Consider the following 18,495-nt stretch of genomic DNA (forward strand, 5'->3'; position numbering starts at 1 on the left):
AAAATGTAATTTAAATCCACCGGAAGAATATTTCTCCCATACTTTTTCTTTATAACGCTCTTACTTGTTCCAACGGCCAGAAAACAGCTTGTCCTTTTCCGACAATTTCATCTTCTGAAATAAAGCCAAACATGCGACCATCCTTAGAAACTTCACGATTATCCCCTAAAACAAATACTTGGCCTTCTGGCACTTTCGTTTTCCCAGTGATTTGTTCTAACGTAAAGTCTGGAGTTAATACACGGCCTACTGCTTTTTCTTTAAACTTTTTTAAATATGGTTCTTCCATCGCTTTTCCGTTTACATATAAAACATCATTTTTATACTCAACTGTATCGCCTGGCAAACCAATTACTCGTTTTACTAAATCGTATCCTTCTTTTCCGTGGAAGACGATAATATCAAAGCGATCTAATCCACTTATACTATAACCAATCTTATTCACTAGAACTCGTTCGTTATTTTTTAAAGTGGGCATCATTGATTCACCTTGCACTAAAGAAGGTGTAAATAAAACACCACGAATAATAGCAATTAATACAAGGGTAAAACCTATCGTTTTAGCCCAAGAGAATAATTCTTTCTTCGTATTTTCCTTCATCATTTCTCCTCTTTCTTAAGCACTTATTTTATGATTTTAACTAATTCTTGTACTAAATTAGGGTCTATTTCAGAAAAACATGATTTTCCTTCTCTTACCGCTGTACCGACATGAGCTTGCGAAATTCCAGTTTCATCTAGCAATCGCTTTATATTTTCTTTCGTCACGCCAGCTCCAGCTACAAGCTGAATTTGACCATCGCTTACCTTTTGCATTTCTGTAAGCACCGGAATATTCTCTACTATATTTCCTTGTCCACCTGAAGTTAGAACGTGAGTCACTTTATGAAACTTCTTTAAAGTGTTCATTGCTTCTACTGGATTTTCTATATCATCTATCGCACGGTGGTACGTTACATTTATTCCATCTACAACAGATAGTAAGTCCGCTAATTTCTCTTCATCCACTTCATTTCGTTCGTTTAATACGCCTAATACTACACCAGCTGCTCCCAACTTCTGCGCAACTATAATATCTTCTTTCATCATTTCAATTTCTTCTTCCGTATATGTAAAAGACTTCGCATGCGGACGAATCATAACATGAATTGGTATACTTACCGCTTCTACCGCTTTTTTTATAAAAGCATAACTCGGTGTTAAACCACCTTCTGTATAAGATGAAATTAATTCAATCCGCTTCCCGCCAGCGCTTTCAATTCGTTTTACATCTTCTAAACATGTTGCAATAACCTCTAGCATGAGATGACCTCTTTTCGTGCTTTTTTTTTATTATAACATTAGTAAAAATAAGAAGCCTAGCTTTCTCCTTTAAAACTTAAAAAAGAAGAATAAAAAGAAAGATTTTTTATTGGCAACGATTATTGGTAACATCCTATTATTCATGTACACTCCTACCATAATGAAAAAAGCCCTTCATTTTGACGGACTTTTCTAATTTCAAGCTTTTCTTTCCTCAGTTTTCATATCAATGCCTAATTGATCTTCCAATAAATTTACACCTTTCTTTGTAAGATGGACAGCTCGGTTCTTATCCGTTTTCGTAATCCATCCCTGTTCAAAAAGCAGTTTTGCAATTGCAGACCCTAACCAACCAGAAATATGGTAACGCCGTTCACTCCAATCAAGGCAAGGTTTTGCAAATACCCTCCTTTTTGTATCTGCCTCATCAACATTTATTCCAAAATTCAGAAACCATTCCTTACCTTGTTCCGTTACAATGTATTCTCCACCCTCTAAAATTATAAATTGCCTATCTAGTAATTTTTCAGTTATCTCTACACCGAGTTTACCTGCAAGATGATCATAACAAGTTCGAGCATAACGAATTTGTTTTAGTTGGCTTGATTGTTTTAAAGAGCGAACTTGAACTGTTGGTGCAATTGTCCCTAACTTTTCAAGCACTTCTGCAACTTCTTGATTAGCAAGTCGATAGTAACGATGTCTACCATGTTGTTCAACTGTAAGTAAATTCCCTTCTACTAATTTAGAAAGATGCGAACTAATTGTTGGATGTGACACTTTTGCCATATAAGCCAATTCACTAGCAGGTAGTGCCTGATTATTCATTAGACAATCTAAGATGATTGCTCTTGTAGGTTCAGCAATTAGTTTAGCTATATATGAGATATTCGGATATACATTCATATTTCGATGATACCCTAACTATTAAATTGATACAATTATTTTAAGTTTAATAGTAAAGGAGAATGTATTATGAATGCAATTGATCTTAGTATATTAAATTTAAAAGAAACGAGAAGGCGCTCAGAAAAATTATGGAATTCTCTTCCCGATAATTTTCTTAATTGGAAGCCTGATCCTGAGGCTATGTCCTTTGGTGAAATGATTCGTCACGTATGGAGCTCAACTTTTTACTATCATATGATTATAAAAAACAACGGTTCAATAAACGACATACGTACCCCGTATGATGACGAGCCAATTACTTGTGTAAAAAAAGAAATTGAATTGGCACAACCACACTTTACTGACTTCATAGAATATGTTCAATCAATAAGCATAGCCGAGCTAGATTCAAGACTTATTGATAGAAGTGATGTTGGCTATCAACGATATTTAGGTGATACGCTATTACGAATTGCCTATCATGATGCGGTCCATGCGGGTCAATTTTTACAATATTTGCGAATGGTTAACTTGGAAAGACCTTTAATTTGGGATTAAATACGAAAAATGTTTATACAGCCTCCAAACTGGCATTACAATAAGAATTTTTCAACAAGAAACAATCACAACACCATGATAATCATTTATATTAAAAACCTACATCTCCATTAAGTACTTCATACACATAAAAAGCACGGGTTTGATTACTAATCAAACCCGTGCTTTCAAAACAACTATAATATCCATAAACAATAAAATGTAAACTTCAAAAATCACGACCGAAACGCCGCATCCGCCAGCATAGACAATGTTGCATCATCCATCGGTGGATTGTGTAATCCTGCTCTGACATTTAAATAGTAACGGTGAAGCGGATTTTTTTCTGATAAACTTTTTGCTCCTACGATGCGCATTGATTTATCCACTATGGATATCGCCGCATTTGTTACGGCGTATTTCACTGCCGCTAATTCTGCTTGCAGTGACAGTTTATCTTCTGCCTCATCGTATTTTTTCGCAATTTGATATAAAAAGACGCGAGCTTGCATAAGCTCGAGTTCTAATTCTCCAACTAATTTTCTAACATTCGGTAATAAACTAATAGAATGGTTTAAACTATTTGGCTTGTATGATCCCGCAAATTGAACTGCATAATTTCTTGCTGATTGTGCAATTCCTAAATAACATGCTGGTATATGTAGCAACCAGCCAATACCCTTTTGTTTTACTTTTCCGCCCTTCACATCCGTAAAAAAGCGGCTTTCTATCTCTACATTTTGTAAGACAAGGTCGTGGCTAGCAGTCCCTCTCATTGCAACGCTATCCCACGTTTCTTCAATAGATACACCGAGTGTATTTCTTGGAATAACAAACTCACCAACTTCTTCTTGGCCTTCAATACTCGCTGAAATAATAAAATAATCAAGTACTGGCGCCATCGTTGTAAAAGTTTTTCTTCCATTTATAACCCACTTCTCGCCTTGTTGAACCGCTATTGTTTCTGGTTTGCCGCCACGCGTCGGACTCCCTGTTTTCGGTTCTGTTGCTGCCCTGTTAAAGAGCGCACCATTACGTACTTCTTCGCAAAACCATTTGAACATCTCATCATTCCAAGAGCGATTTTCCGCTAGCTCCTTCACAATGCCAAGATGCCAGCCAATCGATAATGCAGTAGCTCCACAGCCTTCCGCGATTTTCTCTTGAAATAAAACGAAGTCATATAAAGAAATCGCACTACCACCAAATTCCTTCGGTAACGTTAATTTCGTATATCCAATATCTTTCAAATCATTTATATTTTCATACGGAAATGATCCTAATTCACTTAGCTGATGCTCCCTTTCCATGAACTTCGGAATCAATTTATTTATTTTCTCAATAATTAAAGACTGTTCTTCTGTTTCAACAAATGAGAGTGCCATACTATAATCTCCTTTATGCTCGATTCATAAACCGTTCATTTTGTCATTATGATTATATGAAGCTACCTCTCTATTGTTTCACTATTCCGATAAAAATACAATGTTTTTGACTAATAAGAAAAGTTCCTATTTAAGGATAGATTCTTTTCTTATATTAGTCCCCCTTCAATGCTTTTAACGGCAAAGAGGTTACATATCCAATATACGAGAATAATTCTTTAAAGAAGAATGGTATTTCTGTATCTAACGTTTTATATGCTGATGTCGGCGTTGGTGAAGCATACGCTTCAATATTAATATGTTTTGCGATTCTCATTGCGCGTTTCATATGAAGTGGATCACTTACAATCGTGTATGTTTGTATACCGTTCTCTATTCCAACTTGCTTCGCATTTTTTAAATTTTCTTCAGTGAAAAGGGATTTAGTTTCAATTAAAATATCTTCCTCTTTTACACCTTGTTTCATTGCATATACTCTTGCAGTACGTGCTTCCTCAAGTTCTGCCTCGAACTTTGTACCACCTGTAAAAATAATCTTTTTAATATTTCCGTTCCTATATAAAGAAATCGCATGATTAATTCTTTCTTTAAATACAGGAGATGGTTTTCCATTCCATGAAGCTGCGCCTAGTACGATACCAGCATCCGTTTTCACGTCATCATTTGCTTTAAAACGATAACTCCAAATATCGTAAGCTGCATAACTTACATATAAAATAGCAGAACAAATCATTAGTAAAAATACTTGAAAGATTCGTCTTTTCTTACTTTTCTTATTTTCTTTCATTTGTAATTGCCTCCGTACATCATCCATACTTCTATAAAAAACATTTATATCAAATCGTTTTGTTTGAGTTTATTTAAAAGAAGGAACTTTACTTGTTATTTATGTATAAAAGGGTTTTCATTTAAAATTGAGGATTATCAATTCATTTTCATTTGCGGTTTTCATTACATTTTTTAAATTCATAAGTTTATTACCATACAACTACATTGTAACGAATTTTTTCTCAGAAGGGAACGATGAAACAAAAGGAATTAAAATAAAGTAGCATTTTGTAAGAAAAAAGGTATATTTTTCATGTCTCACGAACAATATACCTTTCAAAACACGAATTATAACTTTTCTTTATACAACTCTAATTTTTCTAACAATTGTTCTTTTACGCCTGGCCATTCACTCGAGATAATACTGTATACCACCGCATCTCTCACATAACCATTCGGTAATTTTCTTTCATTTCGAAGCACACCCTCTTTTACTGCGCCTAACCTTTCAATTGCTCGTTGTGCTTTTTCATTTCTTGCATCCGTCTTAATTTGCACTCTCAGCATATGCAATTTTTCAAAAGCATACTGAAGAAGCATATACTTACACTCTGTATTTATACTCGTACGTTGCACACTCGGATGATACCACGTTTGCCCTAACTCAACTGTCTTATCTTCTACTGAAATATTATATAAACGTGTACTTCCTACAATCTTATTCGACTGTTGATCTACGACTATGAAAGGTATTTGAGTACCTCTTCCGTAACCCTTTATCGCTTTTTGAACGTATTGTTGCATATCTTGCACACTATCCATTTTAGAGATTAAATACGCCCAAATATCCCGATTTCCTTCTACAATCGAAAACAAAGTTTCGACATCAGTATTATCCATTAACCGCAACTTTGCTCTTTCGTGAATAATTTCCATTTTTAAGCCCCCTTTGTTGTTACTATAACATATCACTAACATCGTTTTATTAATATATAAATAAAAATAAATTCACACCGTAAACATATAGTACATCTAAAAATTATAAGTGCGATGCCTTTATTCAAGCATCGCACTTATAATTTTGCACTACCTACGATTTTACGATAAATATTCATTTACACAATTTAGTAAACGCCATATATTTAGAACTTACATTATAGTTCAAAGCAACAAATAAGCAATCGGCGTAATGATAAGCAACGTTAAAATCGTTCTCTGCACATACAGAATAATAAGTTCAGATACTTTTAACGGAATATCTGTTGATAATATACAAGGAATGGACGCAGAGAAAAACAGTATAGATGATACGGAAACAACTGCAATGACAAACTTTGTCACAAGTGGCGCACTTACAACTAATAATGACGGTAAAAACATTTCTGCAATACCAACGGATGCCGCTTTAGCAGCTAAGTCTGCTTCCGGTAATTGTAATAGCCATGTAAACGGATAGAAAATATAACTGATCCAATCAAATATTGGCGTGAACTTCGCTAAGACGATACCAATTAATCCTACTGACATAATGGATGGTAAAATTCCCATTGTCATAATAAATCCGTCTTTTAAATTCACTGCAATATTTTTCATAATGCTCGGTGCAGACTTTGATACTTCTAACGCATCTTCCCAAGCACGTTCTAACATTTTCTCTTTATAAACAGGCTCTGGAAACCCTTCTTCTGTTACATATGTATCTGGTTTTCTACTAAGGGGTGGGATTCTTACGGTGATAGCAGTCACGATGAATGTTACAACAAGTGTAGTCCAAAAATAAACATTCCATAAATGCATAATATCTAATGTTTTTGCGATGATGATCATAAATGTAGCGGATACTGTAGAAAATCCTGTAGCGATAATCGCCGCTTCTTTTGTCGTATACTTTCCTTCTTTATACACGCGGTTCGTAATAAGAAGGGCAAGCGAATAACTTCCAACGAAGGACGCAACTGCATCAATCGCCGATCTCCCCGGCGTATTCCATAATGGCCTCATAATCGGACGACAAAATGTACCGATAAATTCAAGCAATCCATATCCGACTAATAACGCTAAAAACGCCGAGCCAATTGGAACGAGCAGACTTACTGATATGACTAGCTTCTCATACAAAAACGGCCCAACATCTGGCGCAAAGAACCAAGCTGGTCCTACTTTTAAACAATATAATATACCAAAAACAACGCCAACTACTTTTAAAATAGAAAAACAAATGTCTACGATAGATGCATTCCATTTCTTCGTATAAAATGGATAAATCGCACCAATTGCCATAACAAATAATGCATAATAAGGTACTATGCCAGGAACGGAAGCCCTAATCCACGATACGATATGATCAATCATAATAGACGATGCACCGTTTATCGTAACAGGAACGAAAAACATAAACACTCCAACAAGACTAGCAAGTATAAACCGAAGAATAATCCCCTTCTCTCGCCCTGTCTTAATTACATTACTCTTTAATTCAATTTCACTCAAAATTCGACACCTCCTATTATCTAAATATTCTGTATAATTATGTTATATTCCTTCCATTTCTACTATTTAATCATATGAAAAAGCCTATTTTAAAATAGGCTTTTCTATTACCTCTCATAATCATCCACAATCACTTGAATGATACGATACGATTCTTCTGCTACTTTTTCATTACTATCCCTATTCGCATCATATGTAATTAACGCCTTCCAAAGTGCCCATCCTCTCGCTCTATTCCACGTCTCTTCATCCATGCGTAATACTTCTTTAAATACATTTCTACTATTTTCATCAAAAAACGTCCACGCCATCGCTGCATCACAAGCAGGATCTCCTACACCTAAAATACCAAAATCAATTACAGCACAAAGCTTTCCATCTTTAACGAGTAAATTCCCTGGCGCTACATCTCCATGAACCCAAACTGGCTTACGATCCCATGTTGAACTAAGTGCTAAATTCCAAAGGTGCTTTAATAATGCCTCGTCAAAAACATCCTTATTATTTTCAATAGCAACTCTCGCCTCTTCATCATATACAGATATAAGTCCGCCTCGGTAAAAATTATGTGTTCCAGCTAAAGGTCCGTTACTCGCATTTATAGATTGCAATTCTACTAAAAAAGATCCTAAGTCCGCCGCAAATTCATTTAAATCCCGAACGTTTTGTTTCGTAACTGTTTCTCCCTCTATCCACTTATTAATAGACCAAGGCAATGGATACGCTTCAGACGGATTTCCTTTCGCAAGTGGGGTAGAAATTGGTAAAGAAAGCCCCTTACTTAATATAGGAAGCCAACTATTTTCTTTCTCTACTTGCGGTGCATATGCCACATCACTTGGCAATCTTACACTCATCTCATCCCCTAAGTGAAACGTCCTATTATCATGCCCACTAAACTTTACAGGTTTCACTTCTAAATGGGCCCATTTAGGAAACTGTTGTCGTATTAACTTTTCAACTAAACTTACGTTAATTGGATGCATTCACATTCTCCTTTTCTTTTGAAACTTACTAAGTCCATCCGTACTCCCAACATATTCAAAACTATTTTTCTTATAAAAATCATTCAACGTACGATTATGCCCCACGCAATCTAACTTCAAATACTCTTTGTCATGTTGTACATTCTCTTCTACCCACCGTAAAATCCATTCTCCAATTCCGTTCCCCTTATACTTCCGTTTCACCGCAAATCTATGAATATATAATGAATTAGAAACTTCCTCTTTACCAAAAATATGTTCATCCCATTCATTTTGTTTAGGAGAAACTGTAACCGTACCAACTATTTCATCTTCTTTCAGAACAGCATATGTATATTTTTCTCTTATACATTCTAGTATTTCAGCCGTAGCTTCCTCTCCTAAAAGATACTGCCACTGATCCACTTCTTTATATTGTAGCCATTGTGCTACTTCTTTTAATAAAAGGATAATACTATCACTTTCATTTTCAGTAGCAATTCGAATTGCATATTCTTTACTTATATTTCTCTCCATATTGCCGTTCCCCTTTCAAATTGCTACCATACTGACAAACGAGTCCTTCCATCATTTTCATCTGTAATATATTCTACATAAAATCCTTGATTCACTGCGTTTTCATACATCATTTCAATCTCTTCTTGGTTTTTCGCATAAATTTGTATATACTCGCCATCCGCTACTAATACGACTACTTCACACTTACTCTCCTTAAATTCTTCAAATGTTGCAATTTCTCCTATTACCTCTCCTTTTGGACATGCTTTTAGATCTAAAAATAAAAGATAATATATGTTATCTTTTATTAGCTTTTTTAATTCTGATCCTTCCATGATCTCGTTATCTTCTGAAAATAATTCTGGACCTAATTCATTCCCTATTATTATATAAGCTTCCTCCCTTCCCATGACTTGCCAATCAAATACAGTAATATCAATTGGCTTTAATACTTTCCAAAGTAAATTATCATATCCATCTAGAATATCTACTGTAATCCCTCTTTTCATATGCTTGCTCCTAACTTATTCATTTTCGTTTCATACATTATATATGAAATGTAATTACTATATTTTGTCGATACATATGTACATCAAAAAAAACCGCTCCACTACTAGCGAAACGGTTTCCTTCTGCTTACATTTAAATATTTCATTCAATTGTTGCACTACGTTTTAAAATATTTTTTAATATATGCACCACATCAGTCGTTCATTCTTAATGCTCACTTCGACTTCACGAAGTAATATAAAAACCATACTGCATGATTTTGTTCATCCGCAGCTATTCTTCGTAACAACTCTTTCAAATGTGCATCCGATGTCTCATCTGAAATTTCCAAATAAAAATCTACTGTTTTTTGTTCATCTTGTATAGCGAACTCTAATCCTTGTAAATACGTATTTGGGCAGTCTTCAGTAATTTGTGGCTTTGGCTGCCTACCAGTTAAGTTCGTATAAATTTGTACAAAGTTGTGGAAATGCTTTATTTCATCATTACGAATTTCAAGAATTTGTTTTTGTTCTACTTGATTTGGAGCCATATTCGCTAATTTTGCATAGCAGCTTATAGCGCTATACTCTCCGTTTATAGCTTTTTCAATATCACTAATCAACTTATCATTTTGTCTATACCAATCATAATAATTCGAATTATACATCGTATCCCTCCATACTTTCGCTTAACATTTTATGCATTTAGAAATAGTAGGAGCCTGTGTATATAACGGGACGACTTTAGATTGAAAGTAAAGTTTGAAAAAAGGGTCTATTTTGCAAAGGAATTGCTTATTCATAAAGTGAAACTATATTCAGTGGGGATTTTACTACACGACAAATAGCGGATAAAATATCACTATTTTTTTGTACGCTGTGGCTATAAATTCGCGAATGAATCAGGTTTCCAACCAGATGTGGTGTTGAGATGCGAAGCTATTATGAATCCAATCATATAACTAGGAGGTACCACTATGCCATCTTTATTTAAACCTATGGCCTTCCAGCTGAAAACCGAAAGACTTGAGCTTAGTATGTGGGAGGAATCCGATTCCGTTTGGCTGAGCAAATTAATTGGCGAACGTGGTGTGGACATTCCAGCCGTTGATTCCGTTCGTAACCGGCTCATTGAGATGCGCAAGAAGACAGAGGAAAATGGCATTTCCCTTCTCACTATTCGAAGGCGCAATGAAGGTGATTTCATCGGATACTGTGGCTTAATTATTGGACGTTCCACACTTGAAGAGCCAGAGATTGCATACGAGTTGTTCCGCAGCGCTCATGGTAAAGGTTATGCAACTGAGGCGGCATCTGTTGTGCTGGACGCGGCAATTGCTACTGGACGCCAAAGACTTTGGTCGACTGTAGGCGCTTGGAATATCGCTTCCCTCCGGGTACTAGAAAAGATAGGATTTAAGCGGCATCACAGTACGTGGGATGACGAACGTGGTGAAATTGTTTGGAACGTACGCGATCTTTAGAGATTCCGACTTAATTCTAAACACTACACTTTTCAACAATTAGGCATTTATATTGAGAAAAAATCACAAACAAGCCGTTTCACTAATTTAGTGAAACGGCTTTTTTTTAAGCGTTCAATTCTGTTTTATGCCCTTTTACTACACTACGTTTGAATGCAGTTGCTAATATAGTAATCATACTTACTATACCAATCCAAACGAGTACAGTAACAGGTGTATTCCAGCTTAACCCTTTTCCGAAGAAGAAGATTTCTCTTAGGCCTTCAATCATAAATTTCATTGGTAACCATGAGTAAACCCAGTCTTGATAAAACGGAGACAACATCTCAGGTGCTAATGATAATAACGGCGCCCCGAAGAATAGTAATAAAGCGAATAAACCGATTCCTTTTAGCCCAACTAATGAAAGTACCGCAGATATCATTAAGAAGAAACTAAAAGAAGTAATGGATAAGAATAGAGCTGTATCCGTGAAGTTCGAAATATTTAATCCTACCATCCCATCTGCAATCCATGTAAGACCAAATCCAATTACAAGTGCCGCAATAGCTCCTGTTACGATTTGTTTTACTTTCAATATAAAGTTTTCTTTTCGTGAACTTACCGGTATTTTACTAATCGCAATAAAAATAATCGCTGCGCTCGCTAAACTTGCAATCCATAACGGCTGGAACAATGATATTGGTGAATTACCGTTCGCACTATTTTTGCCGACCTCATTCACATTTTTCACGCTCTTTACAATAGGTGTTACTAATTTCTCAGCTTGGTCTGTTGTTACAGTAGCTCCTTTTATTTTCAACCCTTCTAATATTTGTGTACGGACATTATTGTTCATATTATCAACCACGCCATTTAATATTTGTCCTGCCATAGTTGATGCGGCCGTATTCATTCCTTGATTAATATATATTTCTATCTCAGGTGAAGATGGCTGTGGTGTTCGTAACGACGCTTGTTTTGCGCTAAATTCTTTCGGGATGACTAATGCCGCGTAATACTCTTTATTGTTTAATCCCTTTTGAACGGCTTCTTTATTTTTTACTTCTACCCACTTCACTGCGGGTTCTTCCTCTGATTTCGCTGTTTTTTTCATGTTATCAACGATCGTTTGCCCCATATTCATTTTCGGTTGATTTGGAATTTCTACACCTTGATCCTCATTTACAATTGCAATTGGCAAGTTTTTCGGCTGCGGTTGAACAGTTGGAAATAACGTTAATGTAAAAATAAAAACAACAAGTAGTGCAATAACTGGTGATAACAATAAAAGTTTATTTTTAAACATCTTCTTTTCTCCTCCTTTAATTTGATTTATAATAATCAACAACGTGTTGTTTATTTATATTTTGAATTATATGTTCGAGTTGAACCTTATACAATAATCAAAAATCGTGAATGTGTCGGTTATAAGACACATTTTCTAAATGTGTTGAGTAAAATTAAGGAGGGACATGCTTTGCGCGATAGTAATTTAGATTTGCGTGTTGTTCGTACGAAAACTGCCATACGAAATGCATTGGTGGAGCTAATTGAAGAAAAGGGTTTTGACGCCATTACAGTGAAAGATATCACAACGAAAGCAAACATTAATCGCGGTACTTTCTATGCGCACTATCAAGATAAATTTGATTTAATGACAAAATGCCAAGAAGACATTATGTACGAGTTTTCTAAAATTGCTAAACAGAAATTCCCGGAAGTTATTGCTGACCTTGGATCAAATCCTTCTTCAACAATGCCATTTATACTTATCACTTCTATTCTTGAATTTCTAAATGAAAATAGTGATTTTATGAAAGCTGTACTAAGTCCGAAAGGAGATTTATCTTTCCAAACAAAACTGAAAGACTTTATGTGGAAAACATTATTTGAAGATACGAATGGTCCTCTCATTAATAAGGAGAATTTACTTGTTCCAAGCGAATACTTAACTTCTTATATGGCATCTGCACATATAGGTGTCATCCAACAATGGTTAAATAATGGACAAAAAGAAACACCTGAGGAGATTGCTCGCTTTTTATCAACTATTGCAGTTCATGGACCTTTTTATGCAGCTGGTTTAAAAAAATAAGCCAGCTTGCTTAGTAATTTCTATTATTTTATTAATAACTTGAAATTTATGTTTCTGTAAAAAAAGCTGTTGAAAGGACTTCCCCTTCAACAGCTTCTACATTATTAACGATATAAACGAACTGCACCTGCAGAATTATCATCTGCTTGTCCAACTACTTCAAATTTCAATCCGAATTTTGGTAATTTACGTCCTGCATCTGGGATTAAATCATTTATATACAATTTAGAGTCATCAAACTTCGTTACACCTGGTAATCCTTTGTAATCATATGTTCCACGTGTTGGAGATACGACTTTCCATGCTGGTGTTTGGTTAAGGGAGAACGCAGCATCTGCGATTTGGAATCGTGTACTATTTTTAACAGTTGGTTTTCCGTTTAGCGTTCCAATAATTGCCTCTGGGTGAGAGTCAACAACTCCTAAGAAACCTTCACCTGGATGTAAACCAACCCAATTATCTGTAAAGCTAGAGTCTGCATACCATACTAGAAGACCTGTATTATACGGTACACCACTGCTATATTTTAACGCTTGATCAGCACCAGCATAGTTTCTCCACTCTAAATAGTAGTTATGCTTTTTCTTATCAAAACCGTCTGCTACAACGAAACCATTTAATTTAAATTTCGTTTCGCCTTCTGCGTCATCAGAGAACACCACATTTCCATCTACAGTTAATGTAGCATTATCAAAAGTAAAACCGGTCGGCGCTAAGCCACCATCTGTAATATATTCAAATACTAATTTTACTTTTTGGCCTTTGAATTTGCTTAAGTCATAAGACTTATCTACCCATTTACCATCTGTTGTGTCTAGACCATTTTTCACATTCTTTTCACCAATTCGATCCACTAACGTTTTCGTACCATCTTCTTTCACTGCATGTACTTCAAGGAAGTCATAATCCGTTTCGATTTCATACATTGATTTGTAATCAAACTTCGCGTTTGTTGCATTTGTTAAATCAAACACTGGCGTTTCTAATGTTGTATGAAGGTTATCACCTTTTGTACTATAGTAGTACTTCTTACCGAATGCAGGCTGAATACCTTTCACCTCTTTATCTGGTAAGTTAACGCGAATCAGTCCAGGACGATTTGATTTCGTTACACTTTGATCTAAATACGTCGCATAGCCAATACCACGATTTAATTTATTATAGTCAACCTCTACAATATTGGCCCAGTTTCCACCTATGTTCTTTTGAAAGAACTCTTTGTTTTGCGGAGAGAAACTCGGTGGCGTTGTTCCTGCAATCTTACCAGCCCAGCTACCGCCACTCATAACAGACCAGGAGTTAATTGGCTCACCTGCTCCTGTGTACTTCGTATCATACTCATCTGGAAGACCTAAATCATGACCAAATTCATGTGCGAATACACCAACCGCTCCGTCTTCTGGCTCAATTGTGTAGTCGTATGCTGCCATCTTACCGCCCCAGTTATCAACCTTTGCTTTTGTTCCTTCAATTGGATATGGTGTTCCAAGGTGCCAACGATGTGACCAAATTGCATCATCACCTAGTCTACCACCGCCCCCATCTTGCCCAACTCCAGCGTGAATGACCATTAAGTGATCAATCAGACCATCTGGTTCATTTTTATTGCCATCACCATTATTGTCATATTGATCGTATTCGTCAAATTCAGATAAATCAATACCACTTTCTACAGCCGCATTTAATGCCTCTTTTACAAAATCACGAGGTCCTTTTGGTCCCATATTATCATGACCGCCATCTCCTGCATCTGCGCCATAATCTGCCGCATTACCAGGAACTGTCAACCACTTTGTTACTGTGCCATCTACTGTATAACTACCACCAGATTGCTCTTCATAATATTGTTTAAATGTTGGTACTTTTGAACCGTCAAAGAGTGTAAATGGCTCATTACCAAATAACATTTTTTGATAATGTTCTGGATTAAAATCATTTGAATACATATAACCTGGTACTTGATCAATATTGTTATGCTTAAAGTCCGCAAACTCTACTAGCAATACGAGAACTTTATCTTTACGAACATCACCGTTATATTGTTTTTGCTTCGCTGAAGTAGTTGGTACTTGGCCGTTTAATCCCCCTTTAACCGGCTCTTGTCCCGCTACTGGACCACTAACAGGTTGATCTGCTTTTTCTTTCTCATCTGCTTTTGCATCTTTAACTTTTTTCAAAAAGTCAGCAGCTTCTCTCGTAACACTATCCCCCGCTGCTGGTTCTTTTCCCGCATTTTCTCCTTTTTTCTTCTCTACGTATTTTTCAACAGCTTTTAATATGTCTTCTTTCGACGTAGATTCACTAATTACACCGCGTTTCTTGAGCGCATCTGCTAAACGCTCCTCTTGAATTAAATTTTCATCAATCGGACTTAAAGTTCCTCCATTAGACGGCGTTGCCGCATAAACAGATTGACCCCCATACCCAAATGTGCAACTAAGTACAGCTGCCGCCGCAAACGTAGACAGCACTTTAAAAGGCTTTTTCTTCATCCCCATTCCTCCCTAATATTAAATACGATACAACGTTTATATATTACAGAAAATTCAGACAACAATCAATTCATTGTCTTAATTTGTAATATTTTTGAAAAAATCCTTTATTTTAGATGAACATACATTCTGATTCATCAATATTTCAGAAAATATTGATGAAAGTTGATAAAACTATTAAAATCATAAAGAAATCGTCCACTATATTTAGTGGACGATTTCTTTATTTATCTAAAATACAACTACAGCACTTCAATATACCCTTCTGTTCCATGTACCCGAATTCGTTGCCCATCTTTTATTAATTTCGTAGCGTTCTCTACTCCAACAACTGCTGGCAGGCCATACTCACGTGCAATCACTGCTCCGTGCGTCATAAGCCCGCCGACTTCAGTGACTAACCCTTTTATAGAAACAAACAAAGGTGTCCAGCCAGGATCAGTAAATGCCGTAACTAATATATCTCCATCTTCCAAATTCGCGTCTTCCATGTTTAAAATAACACGTGCTCTCCCCTCAACCACTCCAGAAGAAACAGGCAAACCTACAATTGCTTCAGCCGGGAGATTTTCACGTTTGTACTTACCTGTAATGATTTCTCCATCAGACGTGATAACACGCGGAGGTGTTAGTTTTTCATATAATTTGTACGCATTTTTTTGTTTATGAATAATCTTGTAATCTAGTTTATTTGTGCGGACGACTTCGTGAAGTTCTTCAAAAGTTAGATAGTATATATCTTCTATTTCATCCAGAACATTATTTTTCACAAGTTTCTCTGCTTCTTTCAGTAATGCCTGCTTATATATGAAATAACGATGAATCATGCCGTATTTCGGATATTCACGATAACCGATGAAATTGCGGAGGTTACAAATCATTCTCTTCGTCTCTTCTACTTTTTGTTCCCCATCCGGCAAGTGCTGCAATCGCTCTAACAGCTCTGCTTCTTTTTTCAAAGCTTCCTGCAGCCCTTCTTCAAACTTCCGTTTACTAGCACCATATTCAAAGTCCCTTATATGATTTAAAATCATCGGTATAATTGTAGCTGGCTGTTCACTCCAGCGAGTTTTCGTAATGTCAATTTCTCCGCTGCATCTCATTCCATATTTATTTAGAAAGGCATCGATTGCATCCCGAACTTTTTCCCCGCCTTTAAACTGAATTAATTCATCTAAAAATCTGTCATCTCCTACATGCTGTAAATACGCAATGACTTCCGGATACGGCCGGATCACATCTGCCACATCCAATAACGCTAGCCCCATTTCTGAAGTAATATTATGTTGTACAGATTGTGAAAGTACATCTGCTGCATTCTTTTCCCCTAGCCATTGTTCTATTTTTTCATTGATCCATGATAAAGCATTCATACCTGCCATAATTACAGCCATACTTTGCGGATCAAATAATATTTTCTTTAATTGCTGGATATCTTCTAAAATAAAACTAAGTACATCTGATCCTGATTTCATTTGAATGTTTTGTTTTAATTCTTCGATCGATGCTTCACTATTCTTTATTAAATCCGTAATGATTGCTGGATCATTTTCGATTTGTGGTTGTGAGCCTGCAGGCGGCATTCTCTTACTATTTTCTTTTTCATCATCCGGTAACAATTTGATAAAATTATCTCGCTCTATTACAGCCATTAATGCATCTTTAATAAGCGGTTCCGACTCACCTATTGTATTTAATAAAAACTCCCTACTTGCAGGTGAAGCCAATCTTTGTGCAACATCAACAAACAGCCTTCCCCCAGCTTGAAACCTTGGTCCGAAAGATGTTAACTGAAATAAAGACATTCCTAATGGCTTCAAAGGATCAGTCATCATTTGCTGGTGACCAACCGATACATACACGTGATTTTCCCCATCATTTACTTCTGGAATTGGATATAAAGTCGTAATCGGTCTGCTTTGGACTATATAAATTGTATCATCAACTAAGCACCATTCAATATCTTGCGGACAACCAAAATAAGCTTCGATTTGTCTTCCGATGCGTGCTAGTTGTAAAATTTGTTGTTCAGTAAGTGTTTGAACTTTTTGCTGATTAGGAGAAATTTTCTTTGTCTCTGTTCCGCCTTCTTTTCGTCCATAGATAGCTAATTTTTTCGTTGCGATAACCTTTTCGACGATTTCGTCTTCTTTTACCTTATAATTATCGGCAGAAACCAATCCAGATACTAGCGCCTCGCCAAGTCCAAAGCTGGCATCGATTGATAACACCTTCCTATTCGAAGTAATCGGATCCGCAGTAAATAAAATCCCTGAAGCCTCAGGGAAAACCATTTTTTGAACGACAACACATATAGAAACTTGATTATGATCAAAACCGTTTTGCATTCGGTATATAACCGCTCGATCTGTAAATAAAGAAGCCCAGCATTTTTTAATATGCTGCGAAATATTTTCTTTTCCAATAATATTTAAATACGTATCTTGTTGACCAGCAAACGAGGCATACGGTAAATCTTCAGCAGTAGCACTCGAACGTACTGCATACGCATGTTCATCGCCAAAGTGCGAGAGATAATGAGCTACTGATTCCACTACATCAACTGGAATTTCCACCGCCATAATGACTTCTCTAATCTTCTTACTAATTTCACCAATTTGATCTCGTTCCTCAATTTTTAGCATTGCTAATTGATTCAATAAAGTTTTAAACGCTCCATTTTTTCCGATGGCCTGTTCATACCCTACCGTTGTAACACAAAATCCTTCTGGCACTTGTATCCCTTGAATATTGGATAACTCCCCTAAATTCAATCCTTTTCCACCAACGAGAAAAAGCTGCGTTTTTTCTATTTCCTGAAAATCGAGAACGAAAGAACTCATTTGGCACCTCTCCTTACTATTCATGTGTTCTTGATTGTAACAGTAGTAAATGAGAAGAAACAGTCTATTTCGAACGTAAATTACATGATATAATTAAGTTAGGAAGAGATTATCACTTCTATTTCCCCTCTAATTCACTTCAATTACATCACCAAACTTAAACATTCTTTGATTATGAAAAGCAATCATTAGACATAATGGATTTCTATCGACACTTGTTATGTGTTTTTTATATAAATCCATATTTTAATATC

17 protein-coding genes are annotated in these 18,495 nt (G+C 36.0%); 3 read left to right on the forward strand and 14 right to left on the reverse strand.

Going from position 1 to position 18,495, the window contains the following annotated elements:
* Positions 1-49: 49 nt before the first annotated feature.
* The 3 genes from lepB to ACS2FK_RS13340 form a co-directional block, all read right to left on the reverse strand.
* Positions 50-601, reverse strand: coding sequence for a signal peptidase I (lepB, locus tag ACS2FK_RS13330; RefSeq protein WP_000662498.1), 552 nt, complete (start codon positions 599-601; stop codon positions 50-52).
* A 23-nt stretch (positions 602-624) separates the two neighbouring features.
* Entirely contained in the window at positions 625-1,302 is a 678-nt protein-coding gene (locus ACS2FK_RS13335; protein ID WP_000895109.1) for a copper homeostasis protein CutC, read from the reverse strand.
* Between the two features lie 198 nt (positions 1,303-1,500).
* Positions 1,501-2,208: an ArsR/SmtB family transcription factor gene (locus ACS2FK_RS13340; RefSeq protein ID WP_063547792.1), complete on the reverse strand. Its 708-nt coding sequence runs from the start codon at positions 2,206-2,208 to the stop codon at positions 1,501-1,503.
* Between the two features lie 69 nt (positions 2,209-2,277).
* Between ACS2FK_RS13340 and ACS2FK_RS13345 the strand changes: the two genes are divergently transcribed.
* A complete protein-coding gene (locus ACS2FK_RS13345; protein ID WP_063547794.1) occupies positions 2,278-2,748 on the forward strand; it encodes a DinB family protein in 471 nt (156 codons plus the stop codon).
* Positions 2,749-2,963: 215 nt separating this feature from the next.
* On the opposite strand, the gene ACS2FK_RS13350 is transcribed toward ACS2FK_RS13345, so the two are convergent.
* From ACS2FK_RS13350 to ACS2FK_RS13385, 8 genes are all read right to left on the reverse strand, one after another.
* Complete coding sequence (locus ACS2FK_RS13350; protein ID WP_063547796.1) at positions 2,964-4,112, reverse strand: acyl-CoA dehydrogenase family protein; 1,149 nt, start codon at positions 4,110-4,112, stop codon at positions 2,964-2,966.
* Positions 4,113-4,266: 154 nt separating this feature from the next.
* Positions 4,267-4,899: a YdcF family protein gene (locus tag ACS2FK_RS13355; protein ID WP_000662218.1), complete on the reverse strand. Its 633-nt coding sequence runs from the start codon at positions 4,897-4,899 to the stop codon at positions 4,267-4,269.
* 329 nt (positions 4,900-5,228) lie between these two features.
* Positions 5,229-5,816, reverse strand: coding sequence for a GNAT family N-acetyltransferase (locus ACS2FK_RS13360; RefSeq protein WP_000402585.1), 588 nt, complete (start codon positions 5,814-5,816; stop codon positions 5,229-5,231).
* Between the two features lie 225 nt (positions 5,817-6,041).
* Positions 6,042-7,370 (reverse strand): YjiH family protein, encoded by a 1,329-nt coding sequence (locus ACS2FK_RS13365; RefSeq protein ID WP_063547798.1) that lies wholly within the window; start codon positions 7,368-7,370, stop codon positions 6,042-6,044.
* Between the two features lie 107 nt (positions 7,371-7,477).
* Positions 7,478-8,356, reverse strand: a complete 879-nt coding sequence (locus tag ACS2FK_RS13370; RefSeq protein ID WP_063547800.1) for an aminoglycoside phosphotransferase family protein — start codon at positions 8,354-8,356, stop codon at positions 7,478-7,480.
* Positions 8,357-8,872 carry a GNAT family N-acetyltransferase gene (locus ACS2FK_RS13375; RefSeq protein WP_063547802.1) on the reverse strand — a complete coding sequence of 172 codons (516 nt, stop codon included), beginning with the start codon at positions 8,870-8,872 and terminating at the stop codon, positions 8,357-8,359.
* Between the two features lie 23 nt (positions 8,873-8,895).
* Positions 8,896-9,363, reverse strand: coding sequence for a DUF2691 family protein (locus tag ACS2FK_RS13380; protein ID WP_033695840.1), 468 nt, complete (start codon positions 9,361-9,363; stop codon positions 8,896-8,898).
* Between the two features lie 215 nt (positions 9,364-9,578).
* Positions 9,579-10,013, reverse strand: coding sequence for a ferritin-like domain-containing protein (locus tag ACS2FK_RS13385; RefSeq protein WP_000282830.1), 435 nt, complete (start codon positions 10,011-10,013; stop codon positions 9,579-9,581).
* Positions 10,014-10,322: 309 nt separating this feature from the next.
* Between ACS2FK_RS13385 and ACS2FK_RS13390 the strand changes: the two genes are divergently transcribed.
* Positions 10,323-10,829, forward strand: a complete 507-nt coding sequence (locus ACS2FK_RS13390; protein WP_001139521.1) for a GNAT family N-acetyltransferase — start codon at positions 10,323-10,325, stop codon at positions 10,827-10,829.
* A gap of 106 nt (positions 10,830-10,935) precedes the next feature.
* Here ACS2FK_RS13390 and ACS2FK_RS13395 read toward each other — a convergent pair whose 3' ends face one another.
* Positions 10,936-12,156 (reverse strand): YhgE/Pip domain-containing protein, encoded by a 1,221-nt coding sequence (locus tag ACS2FK_RS13395; protein ID WP_140157132.1) that lies wholly within the window; start codon positions 12,154-12,156, stop codon positions 10,936-10,938.
* A gap of 132 nt (positions 12,157-12,288) precedes the next feature.
* Between ACS2FK_RS13395 and ACS2FK_RS13400 the strand changes: the two genes are divergently transcribed.
* The gene (locus ACS2FK_RS13400) at positions 12,289-12,906 is read left to right on the forward strand and encodes a TetR/AcrR family transcriptional regulator (protein ID WP_063547806.1); all 618 of its coding nucleotides are present in this window, start codon (positions 12,289-12,291) and stop codon (positions 12,904-12,906) included.
* A 104-nt stretch (positions 12,907-13,010) separates the two neighbouring features.
* Here ACS2FK_RS13400 and ACS2FK_RS13405 read toward each other — a convergent pair whose 3' ends face one another.
* Positions 13,011-15,398 (reverse strand): immune inhibitor A domain-containing protein, encoded by a 2,388-nt coding sequence (locus ACS2FK_RS13405; protein WP_063547808.1) that lies wholly within the window; start codon positions 15,396-15,398, stop codon positions 13,011-13,013.
* 242 nt (positions 15,399-15,640) lie between these two features.
* Entirely contained in the window at positions 15,641-18,241 is a 2,601-nt protein-coding gene (gene ppsA, locus ACS2FK_RS13410) for a phosphoenolpyruvate synthase (protein ID WP_063547810.1), read from the reverse strand.
* Positions 18,242-18,495: the final 254 nt, after the last annotated feature.

The sequence above is a fragment of the Bacillus cereus group sp. BceL220 genome (assembly GCF_051776965.1).
GTDB lineage: Bacteria > Bacillota > Bacilli > Bacillales > Bacillaceae_G > Bacillus_A > Bacillus_A cereus.